This is a genomic window from Bradyrhizobium iriomotense (assembly GCF_030160715.1).
GTDB lineage: Bacteria > Pseudomonadota > Alphaproteobacteria > Rhizobiales > Xanthobacteraceae > Bradyrhizobium > Bradyrhizobium iriomotense.
The window spans coordinates 217,625-239,978 of the sequence record NZ_BSOW01000008.1 but is presented as its reverse complement, the minus strand read 5'-3'; the positions used below and the strand labels follow the sequence as shown (position 1 = coordinate 239,978).

The window sequence follows — 22,354 nt, the reverse complement described above, 5'->3', positions numbered from 1 at the left end:
CATCGCGCGTGAACCCGGAATCCAGAGGTTGTTGCGCGGGATTCCGGGTTCGCGCTGACGCGCGCCCCGGAATGACGGCAAGTGCCGTCACTTCCCCACCACCTCCGGCACCTTCCCCGCCGGCGGCGTATTCCGGCTGCGCTGCGTCCGCACGATGCCGTCGATGATGGTCATGCCGATGCCGGGAAGGTCGCCGAGCTGGACGCTCTCCAGGATGTTCTTGCCGGGTGAGTGCTGCGCCTTGTCCATGAGGACGAAATCGGCAGCGCGGCCCACTTCGATGAGGCCGCAATCGAGCTCGCGCATGCGCGCGGTGTTGCCCGTGGCGAGGCAAAACGCGATCTCGGCCGGCAGCTCGCCGAGCGAGGACAGCATCGAGACCATGCGCAGAATGCCGAGCGGCTGCACGCCGGAGCCGGCCGGCGCGTCGGTGCCGAGGATGACGCGGTGGAGATCGCCCATCTCGCGCGCGGTGCGCAGCGTGAAGAGGGCCGAACGCTCATTGCCGTTGTGAACGAGCTCGAGCCCGCGCTTGCAGCCCTCGCAGATGCAGCGGATCTGGTCGTCGGGGAGGGCAGTGTGGCCGCCATTGATGTGGCCGACCACGTCGGTGTCGGCCTCCAGCACCACGTCCTTGTCGATCAGGCCGGAGCCGGGGATCGACGGGCCGCCGGTGTGGATCGTGCTCTGGATGCCGTATTTGCGCGCCCAGCCGACCATCTTGCGCGCGGTGGGGCCGTCCTTGACGCCGCCAAGGCCAACCTCGCCGAGTAGCTTGACGCCGGCGGCGGCCATCTCCTTGAAATCCTCCTCGACCATTTCGCATTCGATCACGGGCGCGCCGGCGTGAACCTTCACGCCGCCCGGACGCAGCGTCCAGAACGCACGCTGCGCGAAGATCGCCATGGCCTTCAGCCCGACGACGTCGCGCGGGCGGCCGGGCATGTGCACTTCGCCCGCCGAGATCATGGTGGTGACGCCGCCGTGGAGGTAGCTGTCGATCCAGTTGATCTGGTTCTGTCGCGGCGTCCAGTCGCCGGCGACGGGGTGGACATGGCTGTCGATCAGGCCGGGTGCGACGGTGGTGCCGTTAGCGTCGACGATCGTCGTCGCGCCCTCGGTGTTGACGTCCTTGAAGCGGCCGATGGCAGTGATCTTGCCGTTCTCGGCGACGATGGTATCGCCATCCAGGATCGGCTTTTCCAGGGCGCCCGACAGCATCAGGCCGATATTGCGGATCACGAGCTTCGAAGGCCCGGTGGCCGTGGGTGCGTCATGCGCCATGGAAAGGCTCCTTATTCCTAACTGCAACGCTCGCGATCTTGGGCAGCCTTGACCAAAGGATCAAGCCGGATTATTCATTTGTATACGAACGATCGTATACGAATGACGCATGGCTGACAATCGCCTGCGCGCCGGCAAGGGAAGGGTGAGATGAGCAATTTCAACCAGGAAAGCGTCCTCAGCGTCCACCACTGGACCGACACGCTGTTCAGCTTCAAGACCACCCGCAGCCCGACCTTCCGCTTCCGCAACGGCGAGTTCACCATGATCGGGCTCAAGGTCGGCGAGAAGCCGCTGCTGCGCGCCTACAGCGTCGCCAGCGCCAACTACGAGGACACGCTCGAATTCTTCTCGATCAAGGTGCCGGACGGCCCGCTGACCTCGCGCCTCCAGCACCTGAAGGAAGGCGACGAGATCATCGTCAGCCGCAAGGCGACCGGCACGCTGGTGATCGACAATCTGGAGGACGGCCGCAACCTCTATTTGATCGGGACCGGCACGGGGCTCGCGCCCTTCCTCTCCGTGATCAAGGATCCCGAGACCTATGAGCGTTTCGAGAAGGTCGTGCTGCTGCATGGCTGCCGGCACGTGAGGGAGCTCGCCTATGGCGAGATGATCACCGAGACGCTGCCGAACGACGAACTGCTCGGCGACTACATCCGCAGCCAGCTCATCTACTATCCGACCGTCACCCGCGATCCCTTCCGCAACCGCGGCCGCATCACGGACCTCATCACCTCGGGCAAGCTGTTCAGCGACATCGGCCTGCCGCCGCTCGAAGCGGCCCACGACCGCGTCATGATCTGTGGCAGTCCGGCGCTGGTCGCCGACACCCGGGTGCTCCTGACCGAGCGCGGCCTTACCGAGGGCAATCACGGCGAGCCGGCGCAATTCGTGGTCGAAAAGGCCTTTGCCGAGCGCTGAATCGGTCTCAGTCGCGCAATAAAGCCGCATTTTCGCCGCCCGGCGCCCGTTGCGGCGCCGATTCCGCTGGCGATACTATGGGAAAGCCGAATCAGCGGAGTTCCCATATGGTTGCGGACAGCGACAGCAACATCGCCTGGCAACGGGTTCAGTTGAAGAAGAACCGTGCCGAGTTGAAGGCGCTCGAGACCGCGCGCTTCACGATGGGCGAGATCGCATCGTCCAAGCGCAACGGAGAGAGCCAGAAGGCGATTGCCGAGCTCAGGCGCAAGATCGCGCAGTCCGAGCGTTCCATCGCCGACTACGAGAAGCGCACGCGCCGCCCGCTCGCGACCGACCTGCAAAGCCTCAGCAATGGGAGCTGGAGCCATTGGGACGCCTACACCAACCAGCGTAAATCTGGGCCACGGTCGCCGGGGCGCGGCTGATCGCCTTCTTTTGATCGACCCTCCGGCCCTTGCGCCGGGGATTGCGCACACCATGTGGTGAGGCGCCATCAACAGGGGCGGTGACCCATGACACCGCGCATTGACTTCACCAGCGACGCCTTCTTTCGCGATCCGCCCAAGGGAATCGCGACGTTGCGCGCCTCCGGACCCGTGGTCGCGACCCGGTTTCCCATCGTCGGCGACGTCTGGATCACGACGACCCACGACGCAACGGCACAGGTGCTGAAGGACGGCACGACGTTCACCTTGCGCAGGGAGGACGGCGAGGTAGCCGGTCTGCGCTGGTGGATGCCGAAACTCGTCACGACCATCGCCAACAACATGCTGACGAAGGACGAGCCGGATCACACGCGGCTGCGCAGCATCGTCGACGAGGCCTTCCGCCGCCGTGCGATCGTCGCGATGGAGCCGCGCATCCGCGCCATCGCCGATGGTCTCGCGGACGAGCTGTTCGCGGCGGGAAGCCCGGCCGATCTCGTCCAGCGCTACGCGCGCATCTTGCCCCTGTCGGTCATTTGCGAGCTCCTCGGCCTGCCGCAGGCCGATCGCCCCCGATTCATCGCCTGGGCGAACACGATGTCCTCCCTGACCAATGTGGTCAGCTTCTTTCGGCTGGTTTTCGCGTTCCGCAAGATGCGCGGCTATCTTGAGCAGCAGTTGCAGGTCGCGCGCACGCAAGGCGGCGAGGGCCTGATCGCCGAACTGGTCCAGGTCGAGCGCGAGGGTGGCCGCATCACGCCGGACGAGATGGTGTCGATGGTGTTCCTGCTGCTCGCGGCGGGCTCGGAGACCACCACCCATCTCATCAGCGGCTCGGTCTACGAGCTCCTCAAAAATCCCGCCTTGCGCGACTGGCTCGAGGAAGACTGGAGCCGCGCCGGACTTGCCGTTGAGGAATTCCTGCGTTTCGTCTCGCCGGTGCAATTCTCAAAGCCGCGCTACATCCGGCGGGATATCGAGCTGGAAGGCGTGCATCTGAAGAAGGGCGACCGCGTCATGGTCATGCTCGCGGCGGCGAACATGGATCCGGCCGTGCATGATCATGCGGAGCGGCTCGATCTCGAGCGCAAGCCCAACCGGCACATCTCCTTCGGCACGGGAATTCATTTCTGCCTCGGCCATCAGCTCGCGCGGATCGAGGCGGCCTGCGCGCTTCAGGCCTTGTTCACGCGCTGGCCGCGGCTCGGTCTCGCCGTCGACCCCTCGCAAGTGAATTGGCGCAAACGGCCGGGTCTCCGCGCGATCGCGAAACTGCCCGTGATCGCGGAGGTTCGTCAGCCGGTCGACGTCCCGGGCGCTCGCTTTGACGCGAGAAGGTCGCGCTCCCAGCCGAACACCGATCGCCCGTCGAGCTCGGGCGATGCGGCGCGCTCGCCGGCGATATAGGCCTCGACGGAGGGGCCCCGCGCGCTGCGCTCCAGCCGCCGCGCCTGGTCGTCGAGCCGCTTGATCGCCTGCATTTCCTCCTCGCGCCCGAGCTTTGCGTTCTCGATCGCGCCCTTGAGGACGCGAATGGTCTCGTCATAGACCTTGATCGGCACGGGGTAGGGATGGCGGTCCTTGCCGCCATGGGCGAGCGAGAAGCGCGCCGGATCCTTGAAGCGATATGGCGCGCCGTGCACCACCTCGGCGACCATCGCGAGCGAGCGCACGGTGCGCGCGCCGACGCCGGGCGTCAGCAACAGTTCTGGAAAATCGACCGGGCCGCGCTCGGCGGCCGCAGCCAATGTGCCATGCAGGCGCCGAGCGAAGACGTCCTTCGGCCGCACGTCGTGATGGGCGGGCATGATGAGGTGCGGCAGCATGGCCTGCGCGGGTTCGATGCCGCTCAGACGTTCGAATTCGGACACGATGCGATCGGGACCGAGACCCGCGAGCAGCTCGAGCTGCGCGATGCGCGAGACGTCGGCGCGGTGGTCGGTGAGATTGACGATCTCGCCTTGCACGGGGCCGTCGATCGCGCTGTGCGGCGCATCGACGAAGCTCTTCAGCGCTTCGGAGTGCCAGTGATAGCGGCGCGCCTGCCGCTTCTCGCCGTTCATGCCCTGCTGCACGACCGTCCATTTGCCGTCGGCGGTGACGAAGAAGCCATGCAGATAGAGGTCAAAGCCGTCCTGCACCGCCGCGCTGTCGACCTTCGCGACGAGGCGGCTCGCGCGCGTCAGTTTTGCGCCGTCAAATCCGACACGATCGCCAAGCTGTAGAAGCTCATCCGGCGTCTTGCGCGAATGCTGGCCGCGGCCGCCGCAGACATAGATGCCGAGCTCGTTCTGGAGCGGGGTAAGCCCGCGCTTCAGCGCGCCGATCACGGAGGTGGTGATGCCGGAGGAGTGCCAGTCCATCCCCATCACGGCGCCGAACGACTGGAACCAGAACGGATGCGACAGCCGCTGCATGAACTCGTCGCGGCCGTAATGGTGGACGATCGCCTGCGTGACGATCGCGCCGAGAGAGGCCATGCGGCTTGCAAGCCAGGATGGAACCCGTCCGGTATGGAGAGGAAGGTCGGCGCTGCCGGTGCGTCGGGGCATGGCCATTGATAACCGGATTCTGCGCCGGTTGCACGGCTGGAAACGCTGGCCACGCGGCGGGGCAGAGCGATGCGGCCTCATCCGGCGCTCACGGCATCGTTAGCTGCAATTGGCCTGCGGGACAGATAAGCGGCTTACTGGCCGGACAACGACCAGTTGTCGTGAAGGAGAGGGTGTCTGATGATTCAATCGGTGGCGCAGGTGACGACGGAGCGTGCCTCCATCTATTTGCAGCAGCTCTGCAAGCATTTTGCCCACAAGCTGTCGGTCGAGTTCACGCCGGAGCAGGGCATGATTTCGTTCTCGGTCGGCACCTGCCGGCTCGCCGCCGCCGGCGACAGCCTGACCCTGAAGGCGGAAGCCGAGGACGCAGAGCGCCTCGCGCAGCTTCAGGACATCGTCACGCGGCATCTGCTGCGCTTCGCTTTCCGCGATCCGCCTGACATCGTCTGGCAGCGCGAGGGCGCGTCGCATTGAGGCCTGATCGCGTGGTGCGTTGACCGCGCCGAGCCGGCCAGACCAAGGCGGCTCATCTCACTGCGCCCTAATGTTCGCGGCCTTCAGCACCGGCTCCCATTTGGTCGCCTCCGCATGCATGTAGGCATCGAACTCCTTCGAGGACGATCCGACCGGCGTCGCGCCGATCTTGTCGAGGGTCGACAGCACGCTTGCGTCTTGCAGCGCCGTCTTCAAATCCGTTTCGAGCTTCGCCACGATCTCCGGCGGCATTTTCGCCGGCCCCAGAAATCCCCACCAGACCGAGACGTCGTAGCCTGATACTCCGGCTTCAGTGACGGTCGGAATATCGGGCAGGGCCTTTGACCGCTGCGCCGACGTCACGGCGAGCGCACGCACCGGGCCGCCTTCGAGCTGACCGATCGCTTCGGCAAGCGGATTGAGGCTGACCGGGATTTCGCCGGCGATGACGGCGGTCAGCGCCGGCGCGCCGCCCTTGTAGGGAATAGAGACGATCTTCACGCCGGCCATGTATTTCAACAGCTCGCCGGCAAGGTGTGCCGAGGTGCCGTTGCCGGACATGCCGTAGGAGAGCTTGTCCGGCTCCTTCTTAGCCGCGGCGAGCAGATCCCCGAGGCTCTTGTACGGGCTGTCCTTGGCGACGACGATGGCGAGCGGCGAGGAGGCGACCTCGCTGATCGCAGTGAAATCCTTGAAGGTGTCGTAGGGCACGCTCGGATAGATGAACTGGTTGAGCGGATGGCCACTCGCGACCAGGATCAGCGTGTAGCCGTCGGGCGGTGCCTGCGTCAGCGCTTGCGAGGCGATGATGCCGCCGGCGCCGGGGCGGTTGTCGATCACCGGCTGCTGGCCCCAGCTCTTGGCCAGCGCCTGGCCGATCGTGCGGGCGAGCACGTCGACGGCGCCGCCGGCCGCATAGGGCACCAGAATGTGGACCGGCTTGCTCGGGAAATTATCGGCCTGCGCGCCGCTCGCGGCCAGCAACAGGCCCGTGCCCAGCAGCAAACGTGCGATTTTCGTGTTCAAACCCGGCATCTTCCAGCGCTCCCCGGGGCGAGTCTCCATCCGGGCGCCCCTCTCGGACCACCCAGGCGCCGCCCATCGTTTTTGTTGACGAGACCTGATTTTTTGTACGATAGTACAAATCACATGGTACGCAAGCCCACCAGCAAAGAGACGGCCCGGAAGCCGAACATGCGCGAGGCGATCCTCGCCGCGGCGGAAGAGTTGTTCGCGACCAACGGCTTCAACGCCGTGTCGGTGCGCGACATCGCGCAAGCCGCCGGGGCCAACCCCGGCAGCGTCACCTATCATTTCAAAACCAAGGACGGTCTGCTGCTCGAAATCTATCGCCGCCATTGCGGACCGATGAATCTCCGCCGCTCCGAGCTGCTCGCGGCCGCCAGGCGCGTGCGCGATCTCCAGGACAGGCTCGAGGCAATCGTGCGCGCCTATGTCGTGCCGGCCTTCACCTCGGGCAGCGATCTCGCCGGCGGCGGGGCGCGGTTCACGCGGTTGCGCGCCGTGATGTCGGCCGAGGGCAACGAGGTGGCGCGGCGCATCATCGCGCAGACTTTTGACGACACCAGCCACGCCTTCATCGACGCGATCCACGAGAGCCTGCCGCATGTGCCGCGCACTGAGATCGTCTGGCGCAGCCATTTCCTGCTCGGCGCGCTCTATTACTCGCTGGTGACGCCGGAGCGCGTCTCGCGCCTGTCGCGTGGCGAGGCCGACGGCAGCGATGCGGCGGCTGCGATCGAGCAACTCGTTCAGGCGACGGTAGCCTCGTTCCAGGCGCCGGCACTCGACCAGGCCGCGCCGGCACGGCGGCGCGCGACGGCAAGCAACAAGACGTAGACGAGCGCCGACGGACGTCGAGCGTGCCGCTCGCATTGTCCGCAACCGGCGGCATTTGACTGGGGACGCGGAATGAACAGGCGGGACTGCTTGCAACTCTTGACGGGCGTTTCGATGGCCGCCTGGGCTTCGGGAGCGCGCGGGCAGGCGAGTGAACCGCCCAAGGCGATCCCGACCATCGACCCGCCGGATCCGAATCCCAGGACACCCGCCTTCAAGCTGCCGCCGAAATCCTGCGACACGCACACGCACATCTTCGGCCCGGCCGCCAAATATCCGTTCGCGGAACACCGGCCCTACAACACGGCCGATGCGCCGCTGGAGGCCTTCCGCGCCGTGCACGACAGGATCGGCGTCGATCGCTGCGTGATCGTCAACGCCACGGTGCACGGCACCGACAATCGCGTGGTCACGGATGCCATCGCGCAGAGCGAGGGCGCCTATAAGGGGATCGCCAACGTCAAGGACGAGATGTCGGACAAGGAGCTCGAGGCGCTGGACAAGGGCGGCATCTGCGGCTGCCGCTTTGCCTTTCTGAAGCGGCTCGGCGGCGTCGGCGACATGACCAAATTCCAGCGCATCGTGCATCGCGTCGCCGAGCTCGGCTGGCATGTGGATGTCTATTTCGAGCCGGGCACGATCGCCGAATTCGCTTCCGTCCTCACCGCGCTGCCGACGCGCTATGTGATCGACCACATGGGCACGGTGCAGGCGGGCAAGGGGCTCGATGATCCCGGTTTCACGGCGCTGCTCGATCTCCAGAAGAAGGACGAGAAGTGCTGGGTCAAGATCACCGGCCTCGAGCGCGCATCCGCCGCGGGCAAGCCGTTCCACGACGCCGTGCCGTTTGCAAGGAAGCTCATCGACAACGCGCCCGACCGCGTGATCTGGGGCACCGACTGGCCGCACCCCAACGTCAAGGTCATGCCCAATGACGGCGAGATCGTCGACCTGATCCCGCTCTATGCGCCCGATGCCGCGATCCAGCAGAAGCTCTTGGTCGACAATCCCGCGCGCCTGTTCAAGTTCACCTGAAGATATCTGATGTACAAGCCGACCATTCCGCCGCCCGATCCGAACACGCGTACGCCGAAGTTCAAGCTGCCGCCGCTGTCTTGCGACGCGCACTGCCACATCTTCGGTCCGGGCTCGAAATATCCGTACGCGCCTGACCGCGCCTACACGCCGCCCGACGCGCCGCTGGAGGATTTTAGGGCGCTGCACGCCAAGCTCGGCGTCGGGCGCGCCGTCATCGTCAACGCCAGCGTGCACGGCACCGACAACACCGTTGCGCTCGATGCGATCGCGCAGAGCAATGGCGCCTATCGGGCCGTGGCCAATATCGACGACACCATCACCGAACGGGGCCTGCGCGAGCTGCACGAAGGTGGCTTCCGCGGCTGCCGCTTCAACTTCGTTCGTCATCTCGGCGGCGTTCCGGACAAGCGCGTGTTCGACCGCGTGATCGCGATGGTTGCGCCGTTCGGCTGGCACATCGACCTGCATTTCGATGCGATCGACCTGCCGGAATATGCCGACATGCTGGCAAGGCTTCCGGTGCGCTACACCATCGACCACATGGGACGGGTCAAGGCATCCGAGGGGCTCAACCAGCTTCCGTTCAAGATCCTGATCGAGCTGATGCAGCGCGACGAGAAATGCTGGGTCAAGATCTGTGGTTCGGAGCGCGTGTCATCCGCGGGCCCGCCGTTCACCGATGCCGTGCCGTTCGCACGCAAGATCGTCGAGACCTCGGCCGACCGCGTCATCTGGGGCACGGATTGGCCGCATCCCAATGTCAAGGTGATGCCGAATGACGGCGATCTCGTCGACCTGATTCCGCTGTTCGCGCCGGAGGCGGAGCTCCAGCAGAAGATTCTGGTCAGCAATCCGGCCCGCCTGTTCGAGTTCGGAGAATGACGGCGCTCTCGATCGACAAACCGCGCAGCCGCGCCTGGTGGAAGGAGCTCTGGGTCCAGGTTCTCCTCGCCATGACGGCCGGCATCGTGCTCGGCATCGTCAATCCCGATCTCGGCGCGAAAATGCAGCCGCTCGGGGACGCCTTCATCAAGGCGATCCGGATGCTGATCGCGCCGATCATCTTCTGCACGGTCGTGCACGGCATCGCGCACATGGCCGACATGGCCCGGGTCGGCCGCGTCGCCATCAAGGCGATCGTCTATTTCGAGGTCATGACCACGATCGCGCTGGTGATCGGGCTCGTCGCGATCAATCTCCTGAAGCCCGGCGTCGGCATGAACATCGACGCTGCCAGCATCAACACCAGCGCGATCGAACCCTATGTCAAGCAGACCGGGGTGATCGGCTTCGTGCCGTTCCTGATGAACATCCTTCCCGGCACCTTCGTCGGCGCGTTCGCCGAGGGCAACATCCTCCAGGTGTTGTTCATCTCGGTGCTGTGCGGCTTTGCCTTGGTGCAGCTCGGCGAGCGTGGGGCGCCGCTGGTCAATTTGATCGACGTTGCCGCGAAGATGGTATTTGCGATCGTCGGCTTCGTGATGTGGGTGGCGCCGATCGGCGCATTCGGCGCCATCGCGTTCACGGTCGGCAAGTTCGGCGTCGGCTCGCTGGCCTCGCTCGGCAAGCTGCTCGGTGGCTTCTATCTCACCTGCCTGGTATTCATCGTCATTGCGCTCGGCCCGGTTGCGCGCTGGTGCGGCTTCAGCCTCGTCAAGCTGATCCGCTACATCTGGGAAGAGCTGTTGATCTGCATCGCCACGACGTCGTCGGAAACCGTATTGCCGCGCATGCTCACCAAGCTCGAGAATGCCGGCTGCGAGCGCAGCGTGGTCGGGCTCGTGATCCCGACCGGCTACTCCTTCAATCTCGATGGCACCTGCCTCTACCTCGCCGCCGCCTCGGTGTTCCTGGCGCAGGCGACCAACACGCCGCTCGGTCTCACCGAGCAGATCGAGCTGCTGCTGATCCTGCTCGTGACCTCGAAGGGCGCGGCGGGAATTGCGGGCGCCGCCTTCGTCGTGCTGGCGGCAACGCTGTCGGCCACCGGAACCATTCCGGTCGCCAGCGTCGCGCTGGTGCTCGGCATTCACAGGCTGATGTCGCAGGGGCTGACACCGACCAATCTGATCGGGAACGCGGTGGCGACCATTGCGATTGCCAAATGGGAAGGCGCGCTCGACGCGGATCGGTTGAAGCGCGTGCTCAACGGCGAGGCCGTGCCCGCCGCAATGACGTGATGAATTGGCTGCTTGCTTTGCGCGGGGAGCAGATCAAGCTTTGAAGAGATGAAAGGGGAGTTTGTCCCATGAAGACAGGCCTAGTGATTACCGCCCATCCCGGCGATTTCGTCTGGCGCGCGGGCGGCGCCATCGCGCTGCATGCCAAGAAGGGCTACCGCATGAAGATCGTCTGCATGTCCTTCGGCGAGCGCGGCGAAAGCCAGTTCGCCTGGAAGGAAAAGGGCGCGACGCTGGAATCGGTGAAGGCCGGCCGTAAGGACGAGGCCGAGCGCGCCGCCAAGCTCCTGGGCGCCGAGATCGAGTTCTTCGACTGCGGCGACTATCCGCTGAGGCTGAACGAAGCGCATTTCGATCGCATGGTCGATATCTACCGCGAGCTCAGCCCGAGCTTCGTGCTGACCCATGCGCTCGAGGATCCCTATAATTTCGACCATCCGAACGCGGCGCATTTCGCGCAGGAGACCCGCGTGGTCGCGCAGGCGATGGGTCACAAGCCCGGAGCGCAGTATAAATACGCCGCGCCGCCGGTGTTCCTGTTCGAGCCGCATCAGCCCGAGATGTGCAACTTCAAGCCGAACTTGATTCTCAAAATCGACGAGGTCTGGAAGGAGAAGTACGAGGCGTTCCAGATCCTCGCCGCGCAAAAGCATCTCTGGGGCTATTATGAGCGCGTCGCGCTCAACCGTGGCATCCAGGGCAGCCGCAACACGGGCGTGCCCATGACTTACGGCGAGGCCTATCAGCGCCTGTTCCCCACGGTCGAGGAGGTCTTGGCATGAAGCCGGTCGTCGTTCGCAACATCAAGCGCGCCGATCCTGCCGGCATGGCGATCTATGGCGTCTCCACCGTGCACGAGGCGATGGGCCGCCTCGGGCTGATGAAGCCCTATATGCGCCCGATCTGGCCCGGTGCGCAGATCGCCGGCCCCGCGGTCACCGTGCTGGCGCAGCCCGGCGACAACTGGATGATCCATGTCGCTGTCGAGCAATGCAGGCGGGGTGACGTTCTCGTCGTCGGCTGCACCACGGATAATACCGACGGCATGTTTGGCGAGCTGCTCGCAACCTCGCTTCACGCGCGCGGTGTGCAGGGGCTCGTCATCGATGCCGGCTGCCGTGACGTGCATGCGCTGCATGAGATGAGATTTCCGGTGTGGTCGCGCGCCGTCTCGGCTAAGGGCACGGTCAAGGCGACGCTTGGTTCGGTCAATGTTCCCGTGGTCTGCGCGGGGGTCAACGTCGAGCCCGGCGATATCGTGGTCGCGGACGACGATGGTGTCGTGGTGGTGCCGAAGCGGGTCGCGGCCGAGGTTGCCGAAAGGGCCGGGAAGCGCAATGCGGACGAGAGCGGCAAGCGCAATCGCCTTGCCTCGGGCGAGCTTGGCCTCGACATGTACAACATGCGCGAGGCTCTGGCGAAAGCCGGGCTCGTCTATGTCGACAATCCCGAGGATGTCTGACTGGGCGAGAAGCGGAGCGGGCTGATGGATCGTCTCAAGCTGCGGACCGTGCTCGGTAGTCATCCGCATGTGCAGGCCTTGAAGAGCGGAGAGCTCCGCTCTGACCGCTTCGACCTCGACTTCATCGAGTACACGCCGACCAATACGGCGTTCAAGCCGATGGTGCGCGAGCAGGCCTTCGACGTCTGCGAGATGGCGATCGTCACCTATCTGATGGCGAAAGCCCATGGCAAGCCGCTGGTGCTGTTGCCGGCGACGATGCTCGGCCGCTTCCAGCACGGCTATGCCCTGTACAATCCCGAGCGCGGCACGCTCGGTCCGTCGGACCTCGAAGGCAAGCGCGTCGGCATCCGTTCCTTCACGACCACGACCGGCGCCTGGATCAGGGGCATTCTGGCCAACGACTACGGCGTGAACCTCGACAACATGAAGTGGATCACCTTCGAGGACCCGCATGTTGCCGAATATGTCGACACCACCGAGCGTGCGCCGAAGGACAAGAAGATCCTGCAAATGCTGCTCGATGGCGAGCTCGACGCCGTGCTCGGCGAGACCTCGAACGACCCGCGCCTCAAGCCGCTGTTTCCCGATCCGGCCGCGGAGGCCGCCGCTTGGTATGCCCGGCGCGGCGCCGTGCCGGTCAACCATCTCGTGGTCGTGACCGAGGCGCTGGCAAAATCGCGCCCTGATGTCGTCTCGGGCGTGTACGATCTCCTGAAGGCCGGCAAGGCGAAGGCAGGCGCGCCTGCATCGCCCGATCTGCTGCCGTTCGGGGTCGAGGCCAACCGCAAGCCGCTGGAGCTGATCATTGACTACGCCTATCAGCAGGCATTGATCCCGCACCGCTTTGCGGTCGAGGAGCTCTTTGACGACACCACGCGAAGGATGAACTGATGTCCGGCGATCCCAGGCGGTGGCAGATAGGACTGGTCGGCTATGGCGAGGTCGGCAAGATCCTCGCGGAGGACTTGCGCCAGCAGGACATCAAGGTTGCGACCTTCGACCTCAAGCTCGGGAACGGGCAGGGCGTGGCCTTGCGCGATCACGCCACAAAGCATGGCGTCAAGCTGGCCGCCTCGCACGCCGATCTGACGGCTAAATGCGACTTCATCGTCTCGGCCGTGACCGCGAGTCAGGCCGTCCCGGTGGCAAAGGCTTGCGCCGCTGCGATCAACCGGGGGACATGGTTCCTCGACTTCAACTCGGCCTCGCCCGGCGCCAAGCAGCGCGCCGCCAAGCTGATCGACGACGCCGGCGGACGTTATGTCGAGGGCGCGGTGATGACCTCGGTGCCGCCTTATCGCATCAAGGTGCCGCTGCTGCTCGGTGGCCCCGGCGCGCGCGAGCTCGAGCCGCTGCTCAATTCGATCGGATTTGCCGCCAAGGTTGCGAGCGACAAGCTCGGCGTCTCCTCGGCCGTGAAGATGTGCCGCAGCATCATGATCAAGGGGCTCGAAGCCATGGTCATCGAAAGCTTTACCACCGCGCGCGCTTACGGCGTCGAGGATGCGGTGCTGGCCTCGCTCACGGAAACCTTTCCCGCGATCGACTGGGAGAAGCAGGGCGCCTATTTCTTCCAGCGCGTGATCGAGCACGGCCGCCGCCGCGCCGAGGAAGTGCGCGAGGTCGTCGAGACCGTGCGCGAGGCGGGGCTGACGCCATGGTCGGCGCAAGGCACCGCCGAGCGACAGGCTTGGGTCGCCGATCTCGCCGACGAGGGCCTGTTCGGCACGAAGGGCACCAAGGAGTTTGCCCGCAGCGCCGACTGGCGCACCGAGGCCGATCGTATCCTGGCGAAGATCACGCGTGAGGGATGACGGCGCGCGGCTTGCCGCGGTCTGACGGTGGAAACAGAACGGCCTGACGCAGTTCGAACACCGGCCTTCCGTTCTTGAAGCCCATCGTGATATCGGGCAGCTCGGCAATGGCAAAGCGGCTGTCGCGCGTATCGAGCACAACGAAGTCGGCGGGATTGCCGACCTTGATGCCATAGTTCTTCAGGTTCATCAGCCGGGCCGGCAGCTCGGTGACGAGGTCGAGGCAGGTGTCGAACTCGCCGACCGATGCATGCGCGACATTGGCGTAGAAGTTCGCCATCCGCAGCAGCGAGGCATCGCCGAACGGCGTGAAGGGATTGAGTACGTTGTTGGTCGCAACCGAGCACAGCACGCCGCTTGCAACGAGCTTGTGGGCGACCGTGATGCCGCGCGGCACGTTGTGCGTGGCATCGCGGCCCATCAGATAGAGATCGGTCGCGGGCAGCACCGTGACGGCGACACCGGTTTTTGCGAGACGCTCCACCACCGGCTTCAGGCGCTCCGGCGGCAGCGCAGACAGCTTGGTGGCATGGCCAATTGCAACGCGGCCCTGATAGCCGCGCTGTTCGGTCTGCCGGCACACCTCGTCGAGATGCGACCAGGATGGATCCAGGTCGAAGTCGAGGTGGAGATCGACATCGACGTCGAACTCCTGCGCGAGATCGAAGATGCGGGCGAGATGCGCGTTGGGATCGGTGTCGGTATAGGGGCAGCCGCCGATCACGTCGCCGCCGTCGCGCAGCGCCTGGATCAACAGCTCTTCGGCTCCGGGATCGTTGGTCAGCCCTTCCTGCGGGAAGACACACAGCGACAGATCGAGCGCCCAGGCGTAGTCGCGCTTCAGCGCCTTGACCGCCTCGAGGCTGCGCAGGCCGATCCGCGGATCGATCTCGACATGGGTCCGCATCCGCGTCGTGCCGTGCACGATTGCGCGTTCCAGCACTCTTGCGCCGCGCGTATAGACGTCCTCGATCGTGAAATCGCGCTTCATCGCCGAGACCGCGCGTATGGCCTCGCTGAGATTGCCGTGCTCGTGTCCGCAGCGGCCGAGCAGGCAGGCCTTGTCGAGGTGGATGTGGGTGTCGACGAAGCCGGGCAGCACGAGCCGGCCTTCGAGGTCGATCTCGACGGCATCGGCCCGAAGGCGTGGCTCGATCGCGGCGATCTTGCCTTGGGATACGCCGATATCTGCGGGTGCGATGGCGCCGCGTATCAGCGCGTTGCGGAAGATCAGGTCGAGGGCGGTTTGCGTCGTCATGGCACCAGCACTTTGCGGCGTGAGCGTACAGGAGTGTGCCGTGCGAGGCGCCTCCAGAGTTGCGGCAATCTAGCGAGGGGCATGTTCAAAAAATATGCATGCATTCCCACCACTCGGGGCTAGTATCCCGCATCCTTCGGAGAAGCCGCCATGTCCGTTGCCGAAAAAGCCCCGAGCAAGACCATGTCCGACGCCGAGATTGTCGAAGCCTATCTGACGGCCTCGATGATCCCGGATCCGGAGGCCGCGGCGGTCTACATGGCGCCCGGCACGGTCATCACCTTTACCGGCGGACGCGAGTTCGATCATCCGCGGGGGCCGGCCGGTTTCAACGCCAAGCGCTATCGATGGGTCAAGAAGAAGATGGACCGTTTCGACGTCTGCCCCGGCGAGGGCGAAACCGTGGTCTACAGCGTCGGCACGCTCTACGGCGAATGGCACGATGGCACGTCCTTCGAGGGCAACCGCTATGTCGACCGTTTCGTGGTGAAGGGCGGCAAGATCACCAAGATGGACGTCTGGAACGACAGCGCCGAGCGTATCCTGGTTCAGCGCGGCATCGACGCGTAGGGCGCGGTGGGAGGGGGGACTTGAGGGGGGAGCCTCCGCAGGTTCGGCTGTCCCCCGTTTCCGCGGAGACGATCCGTCACTTACGGATTGTACGACGATGGCACATTGCCGGTGTTTTGCCCGACGCGTCAAGCTATTTCGTAAAATCCGTAGTGTGCGATCCGGCAGCCGTCTCGCACCTTTGCATGGGGTTGTTTTTCGATTTTTGATGGAAGGGCCAATCAGCGCGGCCCCGCAACCCTCTGCGGGGCGCGCCGCAAGTAAGTTGAGGTGAGAGCCGGGCTCAACCCTGGCGGCGTAAAAAGCAGGTAATCGTGACCTTCTCCCAGATGCCGGCCGCGGCGAAGGGATCGGCGCGGTTGAAGGCCTCCACCTCGGCGCGTCCCGGTGCATCGATCAGGAACAGGCTGCCGATCATCTTCTCGCCGTCGTCGGAGACGAGCGGACCGGACATCACGATCTTGACGCCGAAGCTTGAGGTGTCCGACAGGAACGCCTTGTGCGCGTCGTAATTGGCGAGCCGGGTCGGCAGCGCGCCGGCGCGGTCGAGGGCGTGAATGGCAAACAGCATGGTGTCTCCAGACGATGTCTTGGGACGGCCGCAGCTGAACGGCCGTCCCGATTTTCGAAAGTGAAAGTCTACTTCGCGCCGAGCTTTTGCGCCTCTTCCCAGGTCGGGCACGCGCGCTGCTCGAGCGGCACGTCGAAGGGCCCGAAATTGTCCTTGGTGATGACGGTGGGCTTCAGCACGATCTCAGCGACGACGGGCTGTTCGCGCAGGTTGCGGATCGCCATCATGGTGCCGAGGCAGCCCTGCGCAAAGCCGTTATAGTCGCCGCTTGCGAGCAGCTTGCCGGACTTGATGGCATCGATCGCTTCCTTGGTGCCGTTGATGCCGATCACCTGCGCCTTCCGGTTCGCACCGTCCAGCGCCTCGATCGCGCCGATCGCCATGGCGTCGTTGGCCGCGAGCACGCCATCGATCTGCGAGTTCGACTGCATGAGGTTCTCCATCACCTGGAGCGCCTGGAGCCGCTGGTAGTTGCCGGGCTGCGAGGCCAGGAGCTTCGCGCCGGGAGTTTCCTTCAGCGCATCGTTGAAGCCTCTGATACGATCGACATTGGTCAGCGAGCCCTTGACGCCCTCGATGATGACGATGTTGCCCTTGCCGCCGAGCGTCTTCAGGAGAAAGCGCGCGGTCTCGAGCCCGAGGCTGTAGTCGTCGGCGCCGACGAAGGACACGAACTTGCCGCCGGCGGAGCGGTCGGTGATGTTGACGAGCGGGATCTTGGCGTCGTTGATCTTCTCGACCCCAGGGACCATCGCCTTGTAGTCGACGGGGGTGAAGACGATGGCGCTCGGTTTCTTCACTACGACGTCTTCGATCTGGCTGAGTTGCTCGGGGATCGAGTCCGGCTTGGTCGGAATATATTGCAGCGTCTTGGCGTTCAGCGCCTTCGCCATGTTGTCGGCACCGACGCGCACGGTCTGGAAAAACGGGTTGGTCTGGTTCTTGGTGAAGACGGCGATGGTCTCGCCGTCGGCGCGCGCCTGCGTCGTGAACGCGGCGGCCATCAGCAGCGGCAGTGCAAGGTAGCCCAGTTTCGGTTTCATTTGGTCTCCATCCCTCATTGTGGTTTGTTGGATTTTGCAGAAGAACTCATTGCGCGCGGCGGCGGGCCTTCATGTCGAGCCAGACCGCGAGAATGACGATGATGCCGGTAACGAGTGGCTGCCAGTTGGCACTGACCGACAGGATGTTCATGCCGTTGAGCACCAGCGTCAGGATCAGCGCGCCGACGAAGGTGCCGAACACCGTGCCGACGCCGCCGAACAGCGAGGTGCCGCCGATCAGCACGGCCGCGATCGCGGGCAGCGTCAGGCTTTCCCCGATATCGGCCTCGGCCGAATTGAGCCGCGATAGGAAGATGATCGAGGCAAGCCCCGCCATGGTGCCGGAGACGGCGTAAACCAGCAGCAGGCGGCGCACGACCGGAATGCCGGAGAGCCGCGCCGCAACCGGGTTGGCCCCGATCGCATAGATCTCCTGGCCCCAGATCGTCCGCTGTGCAAACACCGTCCCGATCGCGAGGAAGATCAGCAGCAGATAGACCGGGATCGGCAGGCCGAAGAGATAGCCGCTGCCGATCTGGCGGAAGCCCGCGGGGAAGCCGTGGATGGTCTCGCCCGCCATGTACCAATAGGTGAGGCCGTTCAGCACCCAGAGCATGCCGTAGGTGGCGATGAAGGAGGGGATGCGCAGCGCCGTCACCATGACGCCGTTGAGGAGGCCAACGATGCCACCGGCCACCAGCGCGGTGAGCACGCCCAGCACCGGCGAGCCGGTCTGATGGATCACCGTGCCGGCGAGGCAGGCCGAGAGGGCGACATTCGCGCCGACGGAGAGATCGAGCCCGGCGGTCAGCACCACCAGCGTCAGGCCCGAGGCGATGAAGAAGGTCAGGCTCGCCTGCCGCAACACGTTGAGGATGTTGCCGAGGCTCAGGAAGGAATCGCTGAGCACCGCGAGCACCGCGCAGATCAGCAGCGCCGCCAGCAAACGATAGAACACCTGGATCGCATCTTGCGACAGGAAGGAGCGGGACGGCGAGATGGCCTCCTTGGTGATGTCGGTCATGCGCGGCTCCTGATGCCGTCGAGGAACAGCGCGACAATGACGAGGACGCCGACGCTTGCGACCTGCACTGAGGACGGCAGCGAGATCAGGTTGAGTCCGTTGCGCAAGACGCCGACGGCGATGACGCCGAGCACGGTGCCGAGCAACCAGCCGTTGCCGCGCTCAAAGGACGTGCCGCCAACCGCGACCGCCGCGATGGCGTCGAATTCGAGGCCGAGGCCGGCGGTCGGGTGGCCGGAATTCATGCGCGCGGTCATCAAGAGGCCGGCGACGCCGGCCATGGTGCCGCCGATCGCGTAGACCGCGATCAGGAGCCGGTTCGGCGAGAGGCCGGCATATCTCAGCGCCTCGGGATTGCCCCCGAGCGCGAAGATGTAGGTGCCGAAGCGGGTGTGATAGAGCAGGGCGTGAAACGCCGCATAAGTCACGAGCGCCATCACGATCGGCACGGGCACGCCGAGAAGCGTGGACGAGTAGATATCACGCACGCTGTGGGGGATGCCGACCACGCTCTGGCCGTCAGAGACGATCAGCGACAGGCCTTGAGCCATGCCAAGCGTGCCGAGCGTCGCGACGAACGGCGGAATGCCGAGGATGGCGACCAGCCAGCCATTGACGGTGCCGAAGGCGGCACCGACCAGCACGCCGGCGGCCAGGCCAAGCAGCATCGATTTGGTCGCCAGCGACACGATGGCGACGCAGAGCGAGGTCAGCGTCAGCACCGCGCCCATCGACAGGTCCAGGCCTTCGGTCATGATGATCAACGTCATCGGCAGCGCCAGCATGGTCAGGATCGTCGATTGCACCAGCACGTTGGAGAGGTTGGCGACCGACAGGAAGCCGGGCGCGATCGCCCCGAACAGCGCGATCAGGAGCACCAGCACGATGGCGACGCCGGGAATGCGTTGCAGCGGATTTGGTTGAGAGACGACCGCGGCCTCACGCATGATGCATCCCCAGTCGCACGATGTTCTCCTCGGTTAATTCGGCGCGCGCCAGATGCCCGGCGATGCGGCCCTCGCGCATCACATAGGCGCGGTCGCAGACATGGCAGATCTCGACCTGCTCGGACGAGATCATCAGCGCCGCCGCGCCCTCGGCGACCAGTCGGTCGATCAGGGCAAAGATCTCGGACTTTGCGCCGATGTCGATGCCGCGCGTCGGCTCGTCGAAGATGAAGAGCTTGGCACCGGCAGCGAGCCATTTGCCGATCACGACCTTCTGCTGGTTGCCGCCGGACAATAGGCCGACGGCCTGGCGGGCGCTCGGGGTCGCGATCCTGAGCTGCCGGATCAGGCTATCCGACGTGCGCTGCGCGCTGCGCTGGTCGAACAGGCCGCTCGGGAACAGCTTTCTCAGCGCCGAGACCACGAGATTGTCGCCGACCGAGCGGAGCAGTGCGAGGCCCTCGCTCTTCCGGCTCTCGGGGATCAGGGCAATGCCGCGGCGCGCCGCGACGTCGGGCTCGCCGGAGATCGTCTTGCCGTCGAAGACGATCTCGCCTGATGTCACGGGGTCCGCGCCGAAGATCGCGCGCGCGACCTCGCTGCGGCCGGACCCGACGAGGCCGCAAAGGCCGACGATCTCGCCCCGGCGCACCTCGATGTCGATATCGGAAATACCTGTCGGCGAGGTCAGGCCCTTGACGCTGAGCAGCACCTCGCCGGGCTTGTCGGCGAAGTTGCGCGGATAGCTCATGTCGACGGTGCGACCGACCATCATGCGGACGAGCTGGTCCGGCGTGACGTCGGCAGGGCGGACGCCGTCGATGCGTCGGCCGTCGCGCAGGACCGTGATCCGGTCGCCGAGCGCGAACACCTCGGCCATGCGGTGCGAGATATAGACGATGGAGACGCCATCGGCCTTCAGCCGGGCGATCAGCGCGAACAGGAGGTCGGTCTCGCGGTCGGACAGCGCCGCGGTCGGCTCGTCCATGACCAGGATGCGCGCGTTCTGGCTGATCGCCTTGGCAATCTCGACCATCTGTTGCTGGGCGACGCCGAGCTTGTCGACAGTTGTGGAAGGATCGATATCGAAGCCGATCGTGTCGAGCACGCGTTTGGCGTCGGCCAGGATCTTGCGGCGATCGATCGTGCCGGGAATGCGGCCTTTCGGTTCGCGGCCGAGGAAGATGTTTTGCGCGATGTCGAGATGGGGGACGAGCGAGAATTCCTGGAAGATGACGGCGATGCCGAGCTTCTGCGCGTCGGCGGTCGAGGCGATCGCGACCTTGTCGCCCTTGTAGTAGAACTCGCCGGCGTCGGCGCGGTAGGCGCCGCACAGCACCTTCATCAGGCTCGACTTGCCGGCGCCGTTCTCGCCGAGCAGCATATGGACCTCGCCGGGAAACACGGCAAAGGACACGTCGTCCAGCGCCTTGACGCCCGGAAATTCCTTGCTGATGCCGCGCAGCTCCAGGAGCGGTGCGGGCGAGGGGGCCTCGATGGTCGACGCCGAGCTCATGCGTGCGCTCCGCTGGCAAAAATCTTCCCGGGATTCATCAGGCCGTTGGGGTCGAGCGCCGTCTTGATCGACCGCATCACGTCGACGGCCTCGCCGAGTTCGTCGGTGAGATAGTCGATCTTGCCGAGCCCGATGCCGTGCTCGCCGGTGCAGGTGCCGTCCATCGCGATGGCGCGTGTAACCATGCGCGCCTGCAGCGCCCTGGCGCCGGCAACCTCGTCGGCATTGTCAGGATCGATCAGGATCAGCATGTGGAAATTGCCGTCGCCGACATGACCGACGATCGGGGCGGTAAAGCCGTGCGCATCGGCGTCCCGTCGCGTCTCCGTCAGGCATTCTGCAAGCCGCGAGATCGGTACGCAGACGTCTGTGATCACGGCGCGTGCGCCCGGCCGCAGGCCCAGGCCGGCATAGAGCGTGTTGTCGCGCGCGTGCCAGAGCCGGCTGCGATCCTCCGGTGCCTTTGCCCATGCGAAGCCGTGGCCGCCATGTTCGGTGGCGATCGCCTGTGCGACCTCGGCCTGCTCGGCGACAGCCGTCTCCGAGCCGTGGAACTCGAAGAACAGCGTCGGCGCTTCGCGATAGCCGAGCTTTGAATAGGCATTGATGCCGCGCATCATGACGTCGTCGACGAGCTCGACCCGCGCTACTGGAATAGCCGCCTGGATTACGGCGATCGCGGTGTCGACTGCGTTATGAAGGGTGTCGAAGCTGCACACGGCGGCCGAGATCGCCTGCGGCAATGGATGCAGTTTTAGCGTGATTTCCGTGATGACTCCCAGCGTACCCTCGGCACCGACGAACAGGCGCGTCAGGTCGTAGCCGGCGGCCGATTTGCGCGCGCGCTGCGCCGTGCGGATCACGCGTCCGTCCGCTAGCACGACCTCCAGCGCCATGACATTGTCCTTCATGGTGCCGTAACGCACCGCCATGGTGCCGGAGGCGCGGGTGGACGTCATGCCGCCGATCGATGCGTCAGCGCCGGGATCGATCGGAAAGAACAGGCCGCTGCCGCGCAGCTCCGCATTGAGCTGCTTTCGGGTGATGCCGGGCTGCACCACGACATCCATGTCACTCTCGTGCACCGCCAGCACCTTGTTCATCCGTGCGAAGTCGATGCAGACGCCGCCCGCGACCGAGGATGCGTTGCCTTCAAGCGAGGTGCCGGCGCCGAACGGGACGATCGGCATGCCGGCGCCCGCGCACAGCTTAACGATCCCGGCGACCTCCGCGGTCGTCTCGGGGAATACGACGATGTCCGGCGGCAGGTTCCGATAGTGCGACTCGCTCTGCCCATGCTGATCGAGCACGCCGCGCGCGATACTCGCGCGCGGGCCGATCATGCCTGTGAGGCGATCGGCCAATGTTGCTGTGCTGACCCGCGGTCCCATCCTTGCTCCCTG

23 protein-coding genes are annotated in these 22,354 nt (G+C 65.2%); 13 read left to right on the top strand and 10 right to left on the bottom strand.

Going from position 1 to position 22,354, the window contains the following annotated elements; translation table 11 throughout:
* Positions 1-87 precede the first annotated feature (87 nt).
* On the bottom strand, positions 88-1,284 hold the full coding sequence (locus QQL28_RS14145; protein ID WP_284265998.1) for an amidohydrolase family protein: 1,197 nt from the start codon (positions 1,282-1,284) through the stop codon (positions 88-90).
* A 150-nt stretch (positions 1,285-1,434) separates the two neighbouring features.
* Between QQL28_RS14145 and QQL28_RS14140 the strand changes: the two genes are divergently transcribed.
* From QQL28_RS14140 to QQL28_RS14130, 3 genes are all read left to right on the top strand, one after another.
* Positions 1,435-2,208, top strand: a complete 774-nt coding sequence (locus QQL28_RS14140) for a ferredoxin--NADP reductase (RefSeq protein ID WP_284265996.1) — start codon at positions 1,435-1,437, stop codon at positions 2,206-2,208.
* Positions 2,209-2,315: 107 nt separating this feature from the next.
* On the top strand, positions 2,316-2,636 hold the full coding sequence (locus QQL28_RS14135) for a hypothetical protein (protein WP_284265994.1): 321 nt from the start codon (positions 2,316-2,318) through the stop codon (positions 2,634-2,636).
* Positions 2,637-2,723: 87 nt separating this feature from the next.
* Positions 2,724-4,043: a cytochrome P450 gene (locus tag QQL28_RS14130; RefSeq protein WP_284265993.1), complete on the top strand. Its 1,320-nt coding sequence runs from the start codon at positions 2,724-2,726 to the stop codon at positions 4,041-4,043.
* Here the strand turns inward: QQL28_RS14130 and QQL28_RS14125 are convergent.
* Entirely contained in the window at positions 3,932-5,188 is a 1,257-nt protein-coding gene (locus tag QQL28_RS14125; RefSeq protein WP_284265992.1) for a DUF763 domain-containing protein, read from the bottom strand. The genes QQL28_RS14130 and QQL28_RS14125 overlap by 112 nt on opposite strands.
* Positions 5,189-5,368: 180 nt before the next feature.
* On the opposite strand from QQL28_RS14125, the gene QQL28_RS14120 reads away from it, so the two are divergent.
* The gene (locus tag QQL28_RS14120) at positions 5,369-5,665 is read left to right on the top strand and encodes a DUF2218 domain-containing protein (RefSeq protein WP_284265991.1); all 297 of its coding nucleotides are present in this window, start codon (positions 5,369-5,371) and stop codon (positions 5,663-5,665) included.
* 57 nt (positions 5,666-5,722) lie between these two features.
* On the opposite strand, the gene QQL28_RS14115 is transcribed toward QQL28_RS14120, so the two are convergent.
* On the bottom strand, positions 5,723-6,700 hold the full coding sequence (locus tag QQL28_RS14115) for a tripartite tricarboxylate transporter substrate binding protein (protein ID WP_284265990.1): 978 nt from the start codon (positions 6,698-6,700) through the stop codon (positions 5,723-5,725).
* 114 nt (positions 6,701-6,814) lie between these two features.
* Between QQL28_RS14115 and QQL28_RS14110 the strand changes: the two genes are divergently transcribed.
* From QQL28_RS14110 to QQL28_RS14075, 8 genes are all read left to right on the top strand, one after another.
* Positions 6,815-7,525: a TetR/AcrR family transcriptional regulator gene (locus QQL28_RS14110; RefSeq protein ID WP_284265989.1), complete on the top strand. Its 711-nt coding sequence runs from the start codon at positions 6,815-6,817 to the stop codon at positions 7,523-7,525.
* A 114-nt stretch (positions 7,526-7,639) separates the two neighbouring features.
* A complete protein-coding gene (locus tag QQL28_RS14105; protein WP_431309601.1) occupies positions 7,640-8,560 on the top strand; it encodes an amidohydrolase family protein in 921 nt (306 codons plus the stop codon).
* A gap of 9 nt (positions 8,561-8,569) precedes the next feature.
* Positions 8,570-9,445, top strand: a complete 876-nt coding sequence (locus QQL28_RS14100; RefSeq protein WP_284265985.1) for an amidohydrolase family protein — start codon at positions 8,570-8,572, stop codon at positions 9,443-9,445.
* Complete coding sequence (gene dctA, locus QQL28_RS14095) at positions 9,442-10,743, top strand: C4-dicarboxylate transporter DctA (RefSeq protein ID WP_284265983.1); 1,302 nt, start codon at positions 9,442-9,444, stop codon at positions 10,741-10,743. The genes QQL28_RS14100 and dctA overlap by 4 nt, the downstream gene beginning before the upstream one ends.
* A 68-nt stretch (positions 10,744-10,811) precedes the next feature.
* A complete protein-coding gene (locus QQL28_RS14090) occupies positions 10,812-11,525 on the top strand; it encodes a PIG-L deacetylase family protein (protein WP_284265981.1) in 714 nt (237 codons plus the stop codon).
* A complete protein-coding gene (locus QQL28_RS14085; protein ID WP_284265979.1) occupies positions 11,522-12,205 on the top strand; it encodes a 4-carboxy-4-hydroxy-2-oxoadipate aldolase/oxaloacetate decarboxylase in 684 nt (227 codons plus the stop codon). The genes QQL28_RS14090 and QQL28_RS14085 overlap by 4 nt, the downstream gene beginning before the upstream one ends.
* A gap of 24 nt (positions 12,206-12,229) precedes the next feature.
* Positions 12,230-13,099: a substrate-binding domain-containing protein gene (locus QQL28_RS14080; RefSeq protein ID WP_284265973.1), complete on the top strand. Its 870-nt coding sequence runs from the start codon at positions 12,230-12,232 to the stop codon at positions 13,097-13,099.
* Positions 13,099-14,022 (top strand): DUF1932 domain-containing protein, encoded by a 924-nt coding sequence (locus QQL28_RS14075; protein ID WP_284265971.1) that lies wholly within the window; start codon positions 13,099-13,101, stop codon positions 14,020-14,022. The genes QQL28_RS14080 and QQL28_RS14075 overlap by 1 nt, the downstream gene beginning before the upstream one ends.
* Here QQL28_RS14075 and QQL28_RS14070 read toward each other — a convergent pair.
* On the bottom strand, positions 14,006-15,280 hold the full coding sequence (locus tag QQL28_RS14070; RefSeq protein ID WP_284265968.1) for an amidohydrolase family protein: 1,275 nt from the start codon (positions 15,278-15,280) through the stop codon (positions 14,006-14,008). The genes QQL28_RS14075 and QQL28_RS14070 overlap by 17 nt on opposite strands.
* Before the next feature lie 150 nt (positions 15,281-15,430).
* Here QQL28_RS14070 and QQL28_RS14065 point away from each other — a divergent pair, with 150 nt between their 5' ends.
* Positions 15,431-15,850, top strand: coding sequence for a nuclear transport factor 2 family protein (locus tag QQL28_RS14065; protein WP_284265966.1), 420 nt, complete (start codon positions 15,431-15,433; stop codon positions 15,848-15,850).
* A 283-nt stretch (positions 15,851-16,133) separates the two neighbouring features.
* Here the strand turns inward: QQL28_RS14065 and QQL28_RS14060 are convergent, their stop codons facing one another.
* The 6 genes from QQL28_RS14060 to QQL28_RS14035 form a co-directional block, all read right to left on the bottom strand.
* Positions 16,134-16,421, bottom strand: a complete 288-nt coding sequence (locus QQL28_RS14060; protein ID WP_284265964.1) for a YciI family protein — start codon at positions 16,419-16,421, stop codon at positions 16,134-16,136.
* 68 nt (positions 16,422-16,489) lie between these two features.
* Positions 16,490-17,464, bottom strand: coding sequence for a sugar ABC transporter substrate-binding protein (locus tag QQL28_RS14055; protein ID WP_284265962.1), 975 nt, complete (start codon positions 17,462-17,464; stop codon positions 16,490-16,492).
* A 46-nt stretch (positions 17,465-17,510) separates the two neighbouring features.
* A complete protein-coding gene (locus tag QQL28_RS14050; RefSeq protein WP_284265960.1) occupies positions 17,511-18,488 on the bottom strand; it encodes an ABC transporter permease in 978 nt (325 codons plus the stop codon).
* On the bottom strand, positions 18,485-19,435 hold the full coding sequence (locus tag QQL28_RS14045; RefSeq protein WP_284265957.1) for an ABC transporter permease: 951 nt from the start codon (positions 19,433-19,435) through the stop codon (positions 18,485-18,487). The genes QQL28_RS14050 and QQL28_RS14045 overlap by 4 nt, the downstream gene beginning before the upstream one ends.
* A complete protein-coding gene (locus QQL28_RS14040) occupies positions 19,428-20,951 on the bottom strand; it encodes a sugar ABC transporter ATP-binding protein (protein ID WP_284265955.1) in 1,524 nt (507 codons plus the stop codon). The genes QQL28_RS14045 and QQL28_RS14040 overlap by 8 nt, the downstream gene beginning before the upstream one ends.
* Positions 20,948-22,342, bottom strand: coding sequence for an FAD-linked oxidase C-terminal domain-containing protein (locus QQL28_RS14035; protein ID WP_284265953.1), 1,395 nt, complete (start codon positions 22,340-22,342; stop codon positions 20,948-20,950). Before QQL28_RS14035 ends, QQL28_RS14040 begins: the two co-directional genes overlap by 4 nt.
* Positions 22,343-22,354 lie beyond the last annotated feature (12 nt).